Raw genomic sequence first — 16,374 nt, forward strand, 5'->3', positions numbered from 1 at the left:
TAATTTAACCACTTAACTGTTTTTTAATATGAAAAAGATTTTAATGTTACTGGCAATTGCCGGTCTTTCTTCTGTAGCTTTTGCGCAGAGTAGTAGTACGGGATACGATAATGTATCCGGCGATAAGTATGAAGTGTTCACCAATAAATTCTGGGATAACTGGTTTATTTCTGCAGGCGGTGGTGCCGAAATGATGCTGGGTAACAGCGATGTAAGAGCCAGCTTCAAAGATCGTATCAGTCCTACATTCAATGTAGCTCTTGGTAAATGGTTTACTCCCGGTTTGGGGTTGCGTTTGCAGTATAGTGGCTTCCAGGGAAAAGGTGCTACGACAGATCCTTACAACCCCTTTGTCGACGGAGCTATAAAACAGCCAAGGAGTGAATCTCCTTACTATCCGCAGAAATTTAAATATGGTAACTTGCATGGTGATGTAATGTTCAACCTGAGTGCCTTGCTTTTCGGATACAACCCCGACCGTGTATATGAAATGATACCTTATTTAGGTGCTGGTTTTACTCACACTTACGATAGCCCGAAAGGCGAAGCCTTCACAGCTAATGCAGGTATTGTGAACCGTTTCCGTATTTCTCCGGTTTTAGATATTAACCTTGAATTAAGTGCCATGGGTGCTGAAAACAAGTTTGATAGAGAATTAAATGGTAGTCGTGACTTTGACGGTGTTGTTGCTACAACTCTTGGGTTAACGTATCGTTTTAGAAATCGTGAATTTAAGAAGCCACATCCGGCTCGTCAAATTATCTCAGAAGCAGAGTTGAGGGATATCCGTTCAAGAGTAAACTCCTTGGCTGCCGAAAATGCTAACCTGAAACAAAAATTGGCAGTGAAACCTTCAACCGTAGTTGTAGAAGAAACTGTGAAAGTAAAAGCTCCGGATATTGCACCACGTTCGGTATTCTTCAACATTGGTTCTGCTAAAGTATCATCACAAGAGTTGATTAACTTAGGTTTCCTTGCAGATCAGATGCAACAATATCCTGAACTGAAATTCAAGGTGGTAGGTTATGCCGACTCAGCAACAGGATCGGCAGAAACAAACAAGCGTTTGAGTAACCAACGTGCACAAGCTGTAGTTGATGCATTGGTAGGTACTTATAAGATTGAACGCAACCGTATGACTACTGACTCAGTAGGAGGCGTTGAAAAATACGACAAGGCTTACCTGAATCGTATGGTTCAAATTGAAGTTGTGAAATAAAAGAGTCGCATAAATCGTGTAAAGAGGTTGTTTAAAAAAGAATTTTAAGCAACCTCTTTCTTTTTTTGTTTATCGTATTGAAGAGGCCATATTGAGTACAAACCCTTTCTTTCCTCGTCTTTTTGTGAAGAAATAATATAATGCTCATAATAAGATGAATAAACCCAAGTTACTGCTGTTAACCCTTCTCGCCTGCTTTCTATGCGCTTGCGGAAAGCCTAATATTAATATTGAAGTTGAGCCGAACGCTCCTAAACGTATTCAATTCGGTGCCAACCACCTCGAAAAAGAGTTGATAAAAGCGGGCTATACCGTTAACGAAGGAACAGGTAAAACCATTCGATTGGCACTTTCCAATGATACCACTATTAAAAAAGAAGGATTCAGTATTGTAACCGAAGGAGATATAACTACCATTAGTGGTAGAGACGGCAGCGGAGTTATCTACGGATGCCGTGAATTGATAGACCATGTCAATAATAAAAAGAATCTCAATTTCCCAACTTCCTATACCGATGCTCCCGAAATGGTGCTTCGTGGTGCCTGCATCGGCTTGCAGAAAACTGTTTATCTGCCCGGGCATACCGTATACGAATATCCTTATACTCCCGAAAATTTCCCCTGGTTCTACGATAAAGAACAATGGATTGAGTACCTTGATATGTTGGTGGAAAACCGCATGAATTCTCTTTATCTTTGGAACGGACATCCATTTGCTTCCTTAATTAAACTGGAAGATTATCCGTTTGCCCTCGAAGTAGATGAGGCTACCTTTAAGATGAATGAAGAAATTTTCAGCTTCCTGACCGAAGAAGCCGACAAACGCGGAATCTTTGTGATTCAGATGTTCTATAATATATTGGTATCTAAACCCTTTGCCGATCATTATGGTATTAAAACGCAAGATCGTAATCGGCCTATTACGCCATTGATTAGCGATTATACACGTAAATCCGTAGCAGCTTTTATAGAGAAGTATCCCAATGTAGGTCTGCTGGTATGTCTGGGCGAGGCAATGGATACGCACGAAGATGATGTGGAATGGTTTACCAAAACCATTATTCCGGGCGTAAAAGACGGACTGGCAAAACTGGGACGTACCGACGAACCTCCTTTATTGCTTCGTGCACACGATACCGACTGCAAAATGGTGATGGATGCAGCCTTGCCTCTGTACAAGAACCTCTACACGATGCATAAATACAATGGTGAATCACTCACTACATACGAGCCTCGCGGTCCTTGGGCAAAGATTCATACCGACCTAAGTTCTTTAGGAAGTATACATATCAGCAATGTACACATTCTTGCCAACCTGGAACCATTCCGTTGGGGATCGCCCGACTTTGTGCAAAAGACAGTGAAAGCCATGCATAATGTGCATGGAGCAAATGCACTGCATCTTTATCCGCAAGCCTCTTACTGGGATTGGCCATATACCGCCGATAAACTACCCGATGGCGAGCGCGAACTACAAATTTACCGCGACTGGATTTGGTACAAAACATGGGGACGCTATGCATGGAACTGTCAGCGCAATCGTCAGGAAGAAATAACTTACTGGGATCGGGAGTTAGGAGACTTCTACGGCATGAATCCATCGGTAGCTGCTAACATTCGCGAAGCTTATGAAGAAAGCGGAGAAATTGCACCGAAACTATTGCGTCGCTTTGGTATTACCGAAGGAAACCGTCAGACCCTACTATTAGGAATGTTTGTCAGTCAATTGGTGAACCCTTATAAATACACCATCTATCCGGGCTTCTACGAAAGTTGCGGTCCCGAAGGCGAGAAGCTGATTGAATACGTAGAAAAAGAATGGAAGAAAGAACCACATGTAGGCGAATTGCCGTTAGATATTGTTGCCCAAGCTATTGAGCACGGAGACAAAGCGATAGCTGCCATTGATAAAGCCGCGGGTAAAGCCACAGAGAATAAAGCAGAATTCGATCGTCTGCGTAATGATATATACTGCTACCGGGAATTTGCATACGCCTTCAACCTGAAAGTAAAAGCCGCCAAACTGGTATTGGATTATCAATGGGGAAAAGATATTCAGAACCTTGAGAATGCCATCCCCTTATTGGAGCAAAGTTTGGAACACTACCGCAAATTAGTAGAACTGACCAAAGATCACTACTACTACGCCAACAGTATGCAAACAGCTCAACGCCGTATCCCTATTGGCGGAGACGATGGTCACAATAAAACCTGGGAAGAAATGCTGGTTCACTACGAAAAGGAATTGGAGAACTTCAAAGCAAACCTCTCTCTCTTAAAAGACCGACTGGCCGGTAAAGTGCAATCGGAGGAGACTTCCATATTAGCTTTATCTCCTGCTAAAGTAAAAATAATCAGTAAGTTGCCTACCATAAAACTAACCGAAGGTGCTTCTCTGTTCTCTAACTTAGATAGTAAAGTAGAAGCCTTAGCCCCTGAATTGGAAGGGTTAACCGCTTTCTGCCTGAACGGTAACAATCAACGCGAAGAAGGTACTTCCATCGAGTTTGAATCAGCTAAACCTGTAAGTCTGTTAGTTGGCTATTTCCGCGACGATCAAAAGAAGTATGCCAAAAAACCAACATTGGAAACCGATGCTGCCGCCAATGAATACGGACAGGCAGAGCCGAAGCTGACAAATGCAATCCGTTTGAAAGGTATGCCATTGGCAAATGTACATGCATATCACTTTGAAGCAGGAAAGCATAAGTTGTTACTACCCAAAGGATATACGTTGGTATTAGGATTTACCGACAGCGATATCACTGTTCGTAATGCCGGACTGGCAGGAACGGAAGAGGCAATGGACTGGATGTTTTATTAAGTGAATCCACATTATGATAAATAGAATATCGCTTTTATTTCTCTTGTTGCTATCCTCCTCCCTCTCTTTTGGAGAGGGTCGGGAAGGGGCTATTGTCTCCCAATCGCGCATGGCCGAGATCTACGAAGAAGCCCGTACTCCCTATAAATATGGCCTTGTTGTAGCCCCCAACACCAACAATGCCAAAATGGATTGCCCCACTGTCTTCCGCCATCAAGATAAATGGTACATGACCTTTGTTATCTACAACGGTCGTGACGGTCGCGATGGTCGAGGCTACGAAACCTGGATAGCCGAGAGTGATAATCTTCTCGAATGGGATATTAAAGGTTGCCTTCTTGCCTTTCGTGATGGCACTTGGGATACCAACCAACGCGGTGGATTCCCTGCTTTGCCCGATATGGAGTGGGGAGGAAGCTATCAACTTCAACCCTGGAAAGGAAACTACTGGATGACTTACATCGGCGGTCCCAATGCAGGTTACGAGACAGGTCCTTTGAGCGTTGGTCTTGCTTGGACGAAAGAGAAAAATCTCGGTCAAGCCATCGAGTGGGAGGCTATGGATAAACCCATTCTTGCCTCTGATGATAAAGATGCACAATGGTTCGAAAACATCACCGAGTATAAGAGCACTGTCTATTGGGATAAGAGCAAAACATTCGGCTATCCCTTTGTTATGTTCTACAATGCAGGAGGACGCCACCCTGAAACCAACCTCAAAGGCGAACGCGTGGGCATCGCCCTCTCCAAAGACATGAAGAACTGGAAGCGCTACGAAGGTAACCCCATCTTTACCCACGAAACCGAAGGCACCATTACAGGAGACGCCCATATTCAAAAGTTTGGCGATGTGTATGTGATGTTCTATTTTTCTGCTTTCAATCCTACCCGTCGCTACAAAGCATATAACACCTTTGCTTGTAGCTATGACCTTGTGCATTGGACAGACTGGGAAGGCGAAGATCTCATAGCCCCCTCTAAAGATTACGATAATCTCTTTGCTCATAAAAGCTATGTGGTGAAACACGACGGGGTAGTGTATCATTTTTATTGCGCCGTTAATAAGTACGATCAGCGCGGTATTGCCGTGGCTACCAGTAAACCAATGGGAAGGTCGGCTGTTCGCTTCCCGGCACCCGAAGTTAAAAATAGACGCATGGTACTTGAACTGGAAAAAGACTGGCAAACCTGGTTGGTAGACGAGAAAGGCAATAGCCAGGGAAACATGCAAACTGTTAACATACCACATAACTGGGACGATTATTATGGCTACCGTCAACTTACTCACGGCAACTTACACGGTACTGCTATCTATACACACACATTTGTGACTCCTCAACAGGAGGCTGGCAAGCGTTCTTTCCTTCGCTTTGAAGGCGTAGGTACTTATGCTACCATCGAACTGAATGGTAAAGACTACGGTCGCCACCCTGTGGGTAGAACTACTTTGACGCTTGATGTTACTGATGCCCTCCGCGCAGGACAATCAAATACACTCATCGTAAAAGCCGAACACCCCGAAATGATTGCCGATATGCCTTGGGTATGTGGTGGTTGCTCTTCCGAATGGGGATTCAGCGAAGGCTCGCAGCCGTTGGGAATCTTCCGTCCTGTAGTGCTCGAAGTAACAGATAATATCCGTATTGAACCTTTCGGCGTGCATGTCTGGAACGATGATAAAGCCGAAACCGTTTATGTAGATACTGAGATTAAGAACTATGGAACTACCACCGAAACTATTGAGTTTGTAAACAAACTGAGCAATGAAGATGGCCGCCAGGTGTTCCGTCTTGCCGAGAAAATAACCCTTGCTCCGGGTGAGATGAAGGTAATCCGTCAATCTTCTCCGGTAGAGAAACCTATCTTGTGGAATACAGAGAATCCTTATCTCTACAAACTCGCCACCATGATTAAACGTGGCACTAAAACCACTGACGAGATTACCACACCTTTTGGAATACGTACAATCAGTTGGCCGGTAAAACGTAACGATGGCGATGGACGTTTCTATCTGAATGGTAAGCCTGTATTTATTAATGGTGTTTGCGAGTACGAACATCAGTTTGGGCAAAGTCATGCTTTTAGTCGTGAGCAAGTAGCAGCCCGTGTTAAGCAGATACGTGCCGCTGGCTTCAACGGCTTTCGCGATGCACACCAACCCCATCACCTCGATTATCAGAAATACTGGGATGAAGAAGGCGTGTTATTCTGGACACAACTCTCTGCTCACGTTTGGTACGATACTCCTGAATTTCGCGAGAACTTTAAGAAGCTTCTTCGCCAATGGGTGAAAGAACGTCGCAACTCTCCCTCTGTAGTGATCTGGGGATTACAAAACGAAAGTACCCTGCCCCGTGCCTTTGCCGAAGAATGCAGTGAAATCATCCGCGAGATGGATCCTACTGCCCGTAACATGCGTGTTATCACCACCTGCAACGGTGGCGAAGGAGGTGACTGGAACGTTGTTCAGAACTGGAGTGGCACTTATGGTGGCAACCCCTACAACTATAATACTGAATTAGTTCGTCCCGACCAACTTCTTAATGGAGAATACGGTGCTTGGCGCAGCATCGACCTGCATACCGAACCCGGCACATTTGAACAGAACGGCGTTTGGAGTGAAGACCGCATGTGTCAATTAATGGAGATGAAAATCCGCCTTGCAGAGCAGGTACGCGATAGTGTTTGCGGACAGTTCCAATGGATTTACAGCAGTCACGATAACCCGGGCCGTCGTCAACCTGACGAAGCTTATCGCCAAATAGATAAAGTTGGTCCGTTCAATTACAAAGGACTCGTTACTCCTTGGGAAGAACCTCTCGATGTGTACTACATGTACCGTTCCAACTACGTAAGCCCCGCTAAAGATCCAATGGTGTACATTGTTTCGCACACTTGGGCTGATCGCTTTAAGACAGGTCGCCGTCGTGCTAACGTTGAAGTGTACAGCAACTGCGACTCTGTTCTATTATACAATGATGTGGCCAATAAAGAATATTTAGGTCGTAAACGTAATAATGGTATCGGTACCCACATGACATGGGAAAACCGGGATATTCGTTACAATGTTCTCCGCGCTGTCGGTTACTATCAGGGCAAACCTGTTGCCGAAGACCTAATAATATTAAAGGGTTTGGAACGCGCTCCTCACTTTGAAAAGCTTTATGCCGGTGCAAAACCTATTTTGAAAGGCGAAGCAGATTATAATTACCTTTACCGTGTTAATTGCGGCGGCGATCGTTATACTGATGAGTTTGGTCAGGAATGGATGCAAGATAACTCTACTGTTTCCCAATCCTGGGCAGCCGACTTTAAAGAGTTATCTCCTTATCAAGCCAGTCAACGTTATACTAATGATCCTATCCGTGGCACTCGTGATTGGGAATTGTTTCAGTACTTCCGTTTCGGTCGTCATAAACTGAACTATACCTTCCCTGTTACTGATGGTCGTTACCGTATTGAACTTTACTTTACAGAGCCCTGGCACGGTACAGGTGGAAGCGATAAAACAGATTGCGAAGGTTTACGAATCTTCGATGTAGCTGTCAATGGGCAAACCGTTCTGGATGATTTGGATATCTGGGCAGAAACTGGCCACGATGGTGCTTGCAAGAAAGTTGTTTATGCGGATGTAAAAGGTGGTAAGTTAATGATTCATTTCCCCGAAGTGAAAGCAGGGCAGGCGTTAATCTCGGCGATAGCTATAGCCTCTCCCCAGCCCTCTCCCAAGGAGAGGGAGATAGCTGCGCAATTCCTTCCGCAGGGTTTCCCTCTCTCCTTGGGAGAGGGTCGGGGAGAGGCTCTGTCGTGGAAATCTTTCAATACCTCTGTCATGGCGAAAACCCCGAAAGAATTACTCCCCGAAGATAAAAATGCTCGTCCGAATATTACCTACGAAGCCGAAGATGCTAAATTGAAAGGTAAATTCACGAAAAAAGAGCATCGTAAGCAGACAGGTATTTTCTTTGGAAAAGGAATGAATAACAGCATTGAATGGAATATCTCTACCGGTCTGGCACAAGTTTATGCCCTCCGCTTTAAGTATATGAATACCAGCGGTAAGCCGATTACTGTTCGCTTGCAATTTATAGACAAGGCAGGGACAGTGTTAAAGGATGATGAAATAACCTTCCCCGAAGCCCCCGAGAAGTGGCGTTTAATGAGCACCACAACGGGGACGTATATTAATGCGGGGTATTATAAGGTGATATTGTCGGCGACGGATATGAATGGGTTGGCGTTGGATGGATTGGATGTGCAGTAGAGTTGCTAATCCCTTTTCTCAATACAAAAATCCAAATAACCATAATGGGATACGGTTTCCGTGTCCCGTTTCTATATCACTAATAACCGTAAAACTGTCTTGTAAGTCCTTTATTTGACTAAAGCTTTTGTTGGGTCCCCCAATTTCAAATGTATATCGATCATCAGCAAGGAAGTCTCCTTGTTTGGTGGTGGTAAGCCTATGTAATACGTTTACCTGATTGGCAAAGAAAGTCTCTCTTAGATTCCCCTCATTAACTGAAATATCTGATAGGGCGTACAATAAATTGGTGTTATCTAAGTATATCTTATCAGGCTTATTCATCAAGCTCATGCCTTTTTGTGAAGATAAATAAGAAATAATCAGTCCCGCTTTCTGTAAATATCCCAGATATTTAAGTGTATTGCTTCGATTGGCTTCTATTTCTGCGCTAAGCTTGGTGATATTGGGCGAGAAAGGAACTAATGAAGAAATAATCATCAACATCTTTTTGATTTTCTGTATCGTGACATACTCCACACTTTCCACGGCAGGCAAGTCGTTCTCTAAAATAGTATTTACTATATTCTGTAAACGAATGGGGTAGCTTTTGATACTTTCTTTGTAGAAAGGATAATAACCGTGTTCCAAATACTTTCTGAATTCCGGCAACACTTTAAGCTTGGAAGCAATGTTTCCTGCTATTGTTTGATGATTTTGCAAGATATCCTCTAAAGATAGTGGGGCTATTTCCAGCATATTTTCAAAGAGAAGAAACTCACGGAATGATAAGCCATAAAGGTGATAAGTAATGGCCCGTCTTGATAAATCTGCATTAGATTTATAAATTTCCAGGATGGATGACCCTGTGAAAACAATATATAACTCAGGATAACTATCGTAGATATTCTTAATTTCTACTGACCATGTGGGGTAGCGATGCACTTCATCCAGAAATAAATGAGTTCCTCCGTATGCCTGAAAGCGATCTACCAACTCAAGCAGAGAGTTTTTGGTGAACCAAATATTGTCCAAACTGACATATAATGCTTTGCTGGTATCTGGAAAATTGTCTTTGATATGCTGAAGTAATAAGGTTGTCTTTCCTGTTCCTCTGGCTCCTGTTATACCAATCAGGCGATTTTCCCAATCAATCTGATTATACAGATAACGATGATATTGGTTGTTTACCGCACTTAAAAGTCGGGAGTAATTTCTGAACAAAGTATCCATAGTCTCATTTCTTTTCTACAAAGATATGAAATTGATCTCTCAAAAGAACGATTTATGGTGTAATTTGTTCTTTTGAAAGATCAGTAGACCTCCCAATCCACCACAAACCCCTCGTGACTTCTTACATTAAACACGAAGTTATTGTTAAATATCAGATATTGTCCTTTGATGCCTGTTAGTACTCCTTCGAATGTAGAAGTCTTTTTCAGATTTACCGAATTGATTTTCGTGGGATATTGGTGCACCGGATATTCCAGGCGTACAATTTCTTCTTCTTTCAATATGTAGTGTTGTAGCTCTTCGGGTATAAAGTTGTGTATCTCTTTCTTTTTGAGGGCAAGATCTTCAAAGGGAACCTGTCCACTCAACATCTTCCGGTAATTTGTTTTATCGGCTAAGTGCTGTTTCAGAGCTACCTCAATGGCTCCCGCTTCGTATCTGTTTGCTGTTTCTGCCAGTGGAAGGGCATATTCAGCTCCCTGATCTATCCAGCGGGTAGGGATTTGGGATTTGCGTGTTACCCCTACCTTAATACCACCCGAATTTGCCAAATAAACAATATGGGGTTGAAACTGCATGAGTGCTTCAATCTCAAGGTTTCTGTCTTCTTTTCCTAAGTGCGCTGTACAAAGTTCAGGCTTGATAATCCACTGTCCTGTATATGGAGAACTAAAATAACAGTTCTTACAGTGTCCCATAGTGTATATCTCTTTTTCCTGTCCGCACTCCAGGCATTGATAATGATTGAATCGAATCTTTATTTTCTTCCCCAACCATTCGTTGACGGAAATCATCTCTTCTCCCATTTTTAGATAGTATTGAATGGGAGAAGTATGTTCGGTAATCATTTTTGTTATGAGCCCGGTAGTAGTCATGTGAAGTTTTTAGCGGAAACCAATAATTTGCCGTACTTCCTTAATTGTTTTCGAAGCACTTTCGCGAGCTTTTTCTGCTCCCTGACGGGCTATTTTATCCAATAATTCCGTATTTGCCATATATTCCGCTATTCGTTCGCGGATAGGTTCATTAAATGCAACGATGTCCTCGGCTAACTGTTTTTTCAAATCGCCATAACGAATTGTGCCATCGTTCCATTTATCATTAAAATAATCATAAGTATCTTTAGTTGATACAATATCAAGGAAAGTGAAGAGGTTTTGAATTACTTCCGGTTTTTCTGTATTCATTCCGGCCGGACCTGAATCTGTTACCGCTTTCATCACCTTTTTACGGATAGCGGCAGCATCTTCATACAGATAGATACAGTTACCATCCGATTTACCCATCTTGCCCGAACCATCTAATCCGGGGATTTTAACAGCCTGACTTGAGAAAGTAAAGGAAGCGGGTTCCGGGAAGAATTCTATATTATACATGGAATTAAAACGGCGTGCAAATTTGCGAGCCATTTCCATATTCTGTTCTTGATCTTTGCCTACAGGCACTTTCACGGCTTTATGAATAATGATATCGGCAGCCATCAGGGTAGGGTAAGTCAATAAGCCGGCATTTACATTATCGGGTTGCTGACGAGCCTTTTCTTTAAAAGTAGTCGTACGCTCCAATTCACCTAAATAAGCATTCATATTCAGATAAAGGTAAAGTTCCAGAACTTCTTTTACATCACTTTGTATATAGATGGTTGCTTTCTCGGGATCGATGCCACAAGCCAGATATTCGGCAAGGATGGTTCTTGCGCTGTTAATGATATTTTCGGGATTAGGTCTTGTCGTTAAAGAATGCCAGTCCGCTATAAAGAAATAGCAATTATAATCATTCTGCATCTTAATAAAATTCTTCACCGCTCCGAAATAATTTCCTAAGTGAAGATTACCTGTGGGACGAATTCCACTAACAACTGTTTCCATGTTTTTTTAGTTACGAGTTACAAGTTACAAGTTACGAGTTGCATGATATTTACTAAGTTATAAGATAAAACTAATTCGGCTCCTGTTAAAAAGAATTGTAGGGAACCACCACTTGTAACTTGTAACCTGTAACTCGTAACTTTTTTCTTCGGTCGCAAAATTAAGGAAAAAGATTGGGATATCTTTGTTATGTAAGAAATAAGTAGTTACTTTGCATAAATTTTAAGTAATAGTATGAACCCGAAGCTTGTGGTAGACTGAACTTTAGATGACGCGTTACTCCTTTTAAAGAAGGCTAACGCTTTTTTTTTGCTTATAAACAACTAAAATAACATATTTAGAGAAATGGAAAACAAATTGAAGAAAGTCTTGGTGCTGGGATCAGGAGCACTCAAGATCGGTCAAGCCGGGGAGTTTGACTATTCCGGGTCGCAGGCATTGAAAGCTTTGAAAGAAGAGGGCATTAGTTCAGTACTTGTTAATCCGAATATTGCTACCATTCAAACTTCGGAAGGTATTGCGGATAAGGTATACTTCTTGCCGGTAACTACCAGCTTTGTAGAAGAGATTATCAAGAAAGAACAACCGGATGGTATTCTTCTTGCTTTTGGTGGACAAACAGCCCTGAATTGCGGAGCAGAACTTTATACCAGTGGTGTTTTGAACAAATATGGTGTAAAAGTACTGGGAACTTCTGTTGAGGCTATCATGTATACCGAAGACCGTGATTTGTTTGTGAAGAAGCTCGATGAAATCGACATGAAAACTCCGGTAAGTCAGGCAGTAGAATCTATGGAAGAAGCATTGGCAGCGGCCGAAAGAATAGGCTTCCCTGTAATGGTGCGTTCTGCTTATGCGCTTGGTGGCTTGGGTAGTGGAATCTGCCAAGACAAAGAAGAATTCATTAAACTGGCAGAAAGTTCTTTTGCTTTCTCTAAACAAATCCTGATCGAAGAATCTCTGAAAGGCTGGAAAGAAATAGAGTTTGAAGTAATTCGTGATACAAACGATCACTGTTTTACGGTGGCAAGCATGGAAAACTTCGACCCGTTGGGAATCCATACCGGAGAATCTATCGTAGTAGCTCCAACTTGTTCTTTGGACGACAAAGAGCTGAAGATGCTACAGGAGCTTTCTACTAAATGTATCCGTCATTTAGGTATTGTAGGAGAATGTAACATCCAGTATGCTTTCAACTCCGAAACAGATGATTACCGCGTGATTGAAGTAAACGCCCGTTTAAGTCGTTCTTCTGCATTGGCATCGAAGGCAACCGGTTATCCGTTGGCTTTTGTGGCTGCTAAAATTGCTTTGGGATATACACTCGACCAAATAGGGGAGATGGGAACTCCTAACTCTGCTTATGCAGCTCCTCAACTTGATTACCTGATCTGTAAAATACCTCGTTGGGACTTAACCAAGTTCGCCGGCGTATCTCGCGAAATCGGTTCCAGCATGAAGTCGGTAGGGGAGATTATGTCTATCGGACGCTCTTTCGAAGAAATCATTCAGAAAGGACTCCGTATGATTGGACAAGGAATGCACGGTTTTGTAGGTAACGATGATTTAGACTTTGAAGACCTCGACAAAGAACTGGCTAACCCAACAGACCTTCGTGTTTTTGCCATTGCCGAAGCTTTGGAAAAAGGATATACCATCGATCGTATTTTCGATCTTACTAAAATAGACCCTTGGTTCTTAGGCAAACTAAAAAACATAGTTGATTATAAAGCGAAACTATCCACTTATAATGCAGTCAATGAAATACCTGCCGATGTTTTGCGTGAAGCTAAAATATTAGGTTTCTCCGATTTCCAGATCGCACGCTTTGTGTTGACTCCGGAAGGAAACATGGAAAAAGAGAACCTGATGGTACGTGCGCGTCGTAAAGAACTAAACATTCTTCCGGCAGTTAAACGCATCAATACGATTGCTTCCGAACATCCGGAACTGACCAACTACTTGTATATGACTTATGCAGTAGAAGGCTATGACGTGAATTACTATAAGAATGAAAAATCGGTTGTTGTATTAGGATCGGGTGCATACCGTATCGGTAGCTCGGTAGAATTCGATTGGTGTTCGGTGAATGCCGTTCAAACTGCTCGTAAGTTAGGATACAAATCGATTATGATTAACTATAATCCGGAAACCGTATCTACCGATTATGATATGTGTGATCGCTTGTACTTCGACGAACTTTCTTTTGAACGTGTACTCGATGTAATCGATCTGGAACAACCTCGCGGAGTAATCGTTTCTATGGGTGGACAGATTCCGAATAACCTGGCAATGAAACTTCATCGTCAGTCGGTGCCTATTCTTGGAACCTCTCCATTGTCCATCGACCGTGCGGAAAACCGTAATAAATTCTCGGCTATGCTCGATCAGTTGGGTATCGACCAACCGGCATGGCAGGAACTTACCAGCTTGGAAGATGTGAAAGTATTTGTGGAAAAAGTAGGTTATCCGGTATTGGTGCGTCCTTCTTATGTACTTTCGGGCGCTGCCATGAATGTATGTTATGACGAAGATGAATTGAAGAACTTCCTGAAAATGGCTGCCGAAGTTTCTAAAGAGTTCCCGGTGGTAGTTTCTCAATTCCTCGAAAACACCAAAGAAATAGAATTCGACGCAGTTGCCAGAAACGGCGAGGTAGTTGAATACGCCATTTCTGAGCATATTGAGTTTGCCGGTGTACACTCTGGTGACGCCACATTGGTATTCCCTGCACAGAAGATTTACTTCGCTACTATGCGTAGAATCAAAAAGATCAGCCGTCAGATTGCCAAAGAATTAAATATTTCCGGTCCTTTCAATATACAGTTCCTGGCTCGCAACAATGAGGTGAAGGTAATAGAATGTAATCTTCGCGCGTCTCGCAGCTTCCCGTTTGTATCGAAGGTGCTGAAACGTAACTTCATTGAAACCGCTACTCGCATCATGTTGGATGCTCCGTACGAACAACCGGATAAATCGGCATTCGATGTAGATTGGATCGGTGTAAAAGCCTCTCAATTCTCTTTTGCCCGTTTGCACAAAGCAGACCCGGTATTGGGAGTAGATATGTCTTCTACCGGTGAAGTAGGTTGCTTGGGAGACGATTTCTCGGAAGCGTTACTTAGTTCTATGATCGCTACCGGATTTAAGATTCCGGAAAAAGGAATTATGTTCTCGTCGGGAGCCATGAAATCGAAAGTAGATCTGTTGGATGCCAGTCGTATGTTGCACGAAAAAGGATATAAAATCTATGCGACAGCCGGTACTGCTGCCTTCTTAAATGCTCACGGTGTAACCACTCAGCCTGTTTACTGGCCGGATGAAAAACCTGATGCAGAGGATAATGTAATGCGCATGATTGCCGATCATAAATTTGATTTGATTGTTAATATTCCGAAGAACCATTCGAAACGTGAGTTGACTAACGGATATAAGATTCGTCGTGGAGCTATCGATCATAACATTCCATTGATAACTAATGCTCGTTTGGCAAGTGCGTTTATCGAAGCCTTCTGCGAAATGAAGCAAGAGGATATTCCAATTAAGAGCTGGCAAGAATATAAATATCAATAGTAAAAAGGAAGGATTGACTTCTTTATAATATTAAAAAAGGATCTGTAGCGTACTGTTACAGATCCTTTTTTTAGTGTGAGTGGTATCTAAACTGAATTTAGAATAACTTGCCTGTTTCTTCCAGTTTTTGTTTTCTTAATAAAGCTTCCAGGAAGTAGTAGTCTGCGTATGATATTGGAGCATCTACTTCGAATTTACCCGGTTTAGAACCTGTACTGTGCAGGAGTAAGAAGCCTCCGTCCTTCCCTTCGCCGGCCAGGTAATGTTTAGATAGATTCTCTAAAATAGTATCAGCCCATTTTACATATTTCGCGGCATTTGCCTTATCATAAAGACTTAATTCATAAAGCGCTGAGGCTGTAACCGTAGCAGCAGAAACATCTCTTGGCTCATTCGGAATTTCGGGAGCATCGTAATCCCAGTAAGGAATTAAATCTTCCGGTAAGTTGGGATGCGAGAAGATGTAGTTTGCAATGTGTTTAGCCTGTTCCAGAAATTCGGGCAGTTGAGTCTCTCTATAGCACATTGTGTATCCGTAAACACCCCAGGCTTGTCCTCTCGACCAAGCAGATTCATGAGCATATCCCTGGTGGGTATGTTTATGAACTACTTCTCCTGTAATTGTATCATAATCAATCACGTGGTAGCTGCTGTAATCATCGCGGAAGTGATTTTTCATTGTTGTTTTGGCATGGTTAACTGCAATGTTGTAAAAGAGAGAATCTTTGCTTTCATTAAATGCCCAGAATAGAAGTTCAAGGTTCATCATATTGTCTATGATAACAGGGTATTGCCATTTATCTGTGCTATGATCCCAAGAACGGATTGCTCCTATGTGTTCTTTGTAGCGTGTTGTTAATGTATATGCAGATTCTAACAAGATGTTTTTGTAGTTTTCATCTTGGGTTAAACGATAACCGTTTCCAAAGCTACAATATACTTTGAAGCCCATATCATGTGTTCTTCCGTTTGTCTTTTCACGTTCCAGCGGATCGGTGAATTTGCGGGCTGCATCTGCCCATTTCTGATCTTTCGTGTACTCATACATGTACCATAACTCACCGGGAAAGAAACCACTTGTCCAGTCTCTGGAAGCAACTAATTTGATGTTTCCATCTTTGTCTAAAGTACGTGGTGCTACTAATGGGCTACCTTTTTTTTCTTTTTTTGCTTCCTCGGCGGTGAGCTTATCAACCTCCGAAATGGCGTATGTTAATTGTTTGGAAGCAAATTCAAAGTCTTTTTTTACTTGGCTATCGGCACCGGATTGACTCTTGCATGAAGAAAGAAGAGGGAGTAGAATACAGCAAATAGTAATGAAGTTTTTCATAATGATAGTTCAATTTGTATAATTTAAAAAGTAAAGATACTTAGTTTTACCCAAATAATAAATCTCTATGGGAATTTTCTTGCA

8 protein-coding genes are annotated in these 16,374 nt (G+C 42.4%); 4 read left to right on the forward strand and 4 right to left on the reverse strand.

Annotated features, from left to right (window positions below):
- Positions 1 to 28: 28 nt before the first annotated feature.
- The 3 genes from D0T60_RS05680 to D0T60_RS05690 all read left to right on the forward strand — a co-directional run bounded on the left by D0T60_RS05680 (position 29) and on the right by D0T60_RS05690 (position 8,307).
- Positions 29 to 1,219, forward strand: coding sequence for an OmpA family protein (locus D0T60_RS05680; protein ID WP_163217188.1), 1,191 nt, complete (start codon positions 29 to 31; stop codon positions 1,217 to 1,219).
- A 154-nt stretch (positions 1,220 to 1,373) separates the two neighbouring features.
- Positions 1,374 to 4,043, forward strand: a complete 2,670-nt coding sequence (locus D0T60_RS05685; RefSeq protein WP_163217189.1) for a glycoside hydrolase family 20 zincin-like fold domain-containing protein — start codon at positions 1,374 to 1,376, stop codon at positions 4,041 to 4,043.
- 13 nt (positions 4,044 to 4,056) lie between these two features.
- Positions 4,057 to 8,307 carry a malectin domain-containing carbohydrate-binding protein gene (locus D0T60_RS05690; RefSeq protein ID WP_163217190.1) on the forward strand — a complete coding sequence of 1,417 codons (4,251 nt, stop codon included), beginning with the start codon at positions 4,057 to 4,059 and terminating at the stop codon, positions 8,305 to 8,307.
- 18 nt (positions 8,308 to 8,325) lie between these two features.
- Here the strand turns inward: D0T60_RS05690 and D0T60_RS05695 are convergent, their stop codons facing one another.
- The 3 genes from D0T60_RS05695 to trpS all read right to left on the reverse strand — a co-directional run bounded on the left by D0T60_RS05695 (position 8,326) and on the right by trpS (position 11,387).
- Complete coding sequence (locus tag D0T60_RS05695) at positions 8,326 to 9,519, reverse strand: ATP-binding protein (protein WP_163217191.1); 1,194 nt, start codon at positions 9,517 to 9,519, stop codon at positions 8,326 to 8,328.
- An 80-nt stretch (positions 9,520 to 9,599) separates the two neighbouring features.
- Positions 9,600 to 10,367, reverse strand: coding sequence for a DUF2797 domain-containing protein (locus D0T60_RS05700; RefSeq protein ID WP_203558288.1), 768 nt, complete (start codon positions 10,365 to 10,367; stop codon positions 9,600 to 9,602).
- Positions 10,368 to 10,403: 36 nt separating this feature from the next.
- Positions 10,404 to 11,387, reverse strand: a complete 984-nt coding sequence (trpS, locus tag D0T60_RS05705) for a tryptophan--tRNA ligase (RefSeq protein ID WP_163217193.1) — start codon at positions 11,385 to 11,387, stop codon at positions 10,404 to 10,406.
- Positions 11,388 to 11,732: 345 nt separating this feature from the next.
- Here trpS and carB point away from each other — a divergent pair, with 345 nt between their 5' ends.
- Positions 11,733 to 14,960: a carbamoyl-phosphate synthase (glutamine-hydrolyzing) large subunit gene (gene carB / locus D0T60_RS05710; RefSeq protein ID WP_163217194.1), complete on the forward strand. Its 3,228-nt coding sequence runs from the start codon at positions 11,733 to 11,735 to the stop codon at positions 14,958 to 14,960.
- 97 nt (positions 14,961 to 15,057) lie between these two features.
- On the opposite strand, the gene D0T60_RS05715 is transcribed toward carB, so the two are convergent.
- Complete coding sequence (locus D0T60_RS05715) at positions 15,058 to 16,290, reverse strand: glycoside hydrolase family 88 protein (RefSeq protein WP_163217195.1); 1,233 nt, start codon at positions 16,288 to 16,290, stop codon at positions 15,058 to 15,060.
- Positions 16,291 to 16,374: the final 84 nt, after the last annotated feature.

Source organism: Bacteroides sp. 224 (assembly GCF_010500995.1).
Classification (GTDB): domain Bacteria; phylum Bacteroidota; class Bacteroidia; order Bacteroidales; family Bacteroidaceae; genus Bacteroides.

Bases quoted from the DNA above. Each gene is read 5' to 3' on its own strand.
- D0T60_RS05680 (WP_163217188.1), top strand. From the start codon at position 29: ATGAAAAAGATTTTAATGTTACTGGCAATTGCCGGTCTTTCTTCTGTA.
- D0T60_RS05685 (WP_163217189.1), top strand. From the start codon at position 1,374: ATGAATAAACCCAAGTTACTGCTGTTAACCCTTCTCGCCTGCTTTCTA.
- D0T60_RS05690 (WP_163217190.1), top strand. From the start codon at position 4,057: ATGATAAATAGAATATCGCTTTTATTTCTCTTGTTGCTATCCTCCTCC.
- D0T60_RS05695 (WP_163217191.1), bottom strand. From the start codon at position 9,519: ATGGATACTTTGTTCAGAAATTACTCCCGACTTTTAAGTGCGGTAAAC.
- D0T60_RS05700 (WP_203558288.1), bottom strand. From the start codon at position 10,367: ATGATTACCGAACATACTTCTCCCATTCAATACTATCTAAAAATGGGA.
- trpS (WP_163217193.1), bottom strand. From the start codon at position 11,387: ATGGAAACAGTTGTTAGTGGAATTCGTCCCACAGGTAATCTTCACTTA.
- carB (WP_163217194.1), top strand. From the start codon at position 11,733: ATGGAAAACAAATTGAAGAAAGTCTTGGTGCTGGGATCAGGAGCACTC.
- D0T60_RS05715 (WP_163217195.1), bottom strand. From the start codon at position 16,290: ATGAAAAACTTCATTACTATTTGCTGTATTCTACTCCCTCTTCTTTCT.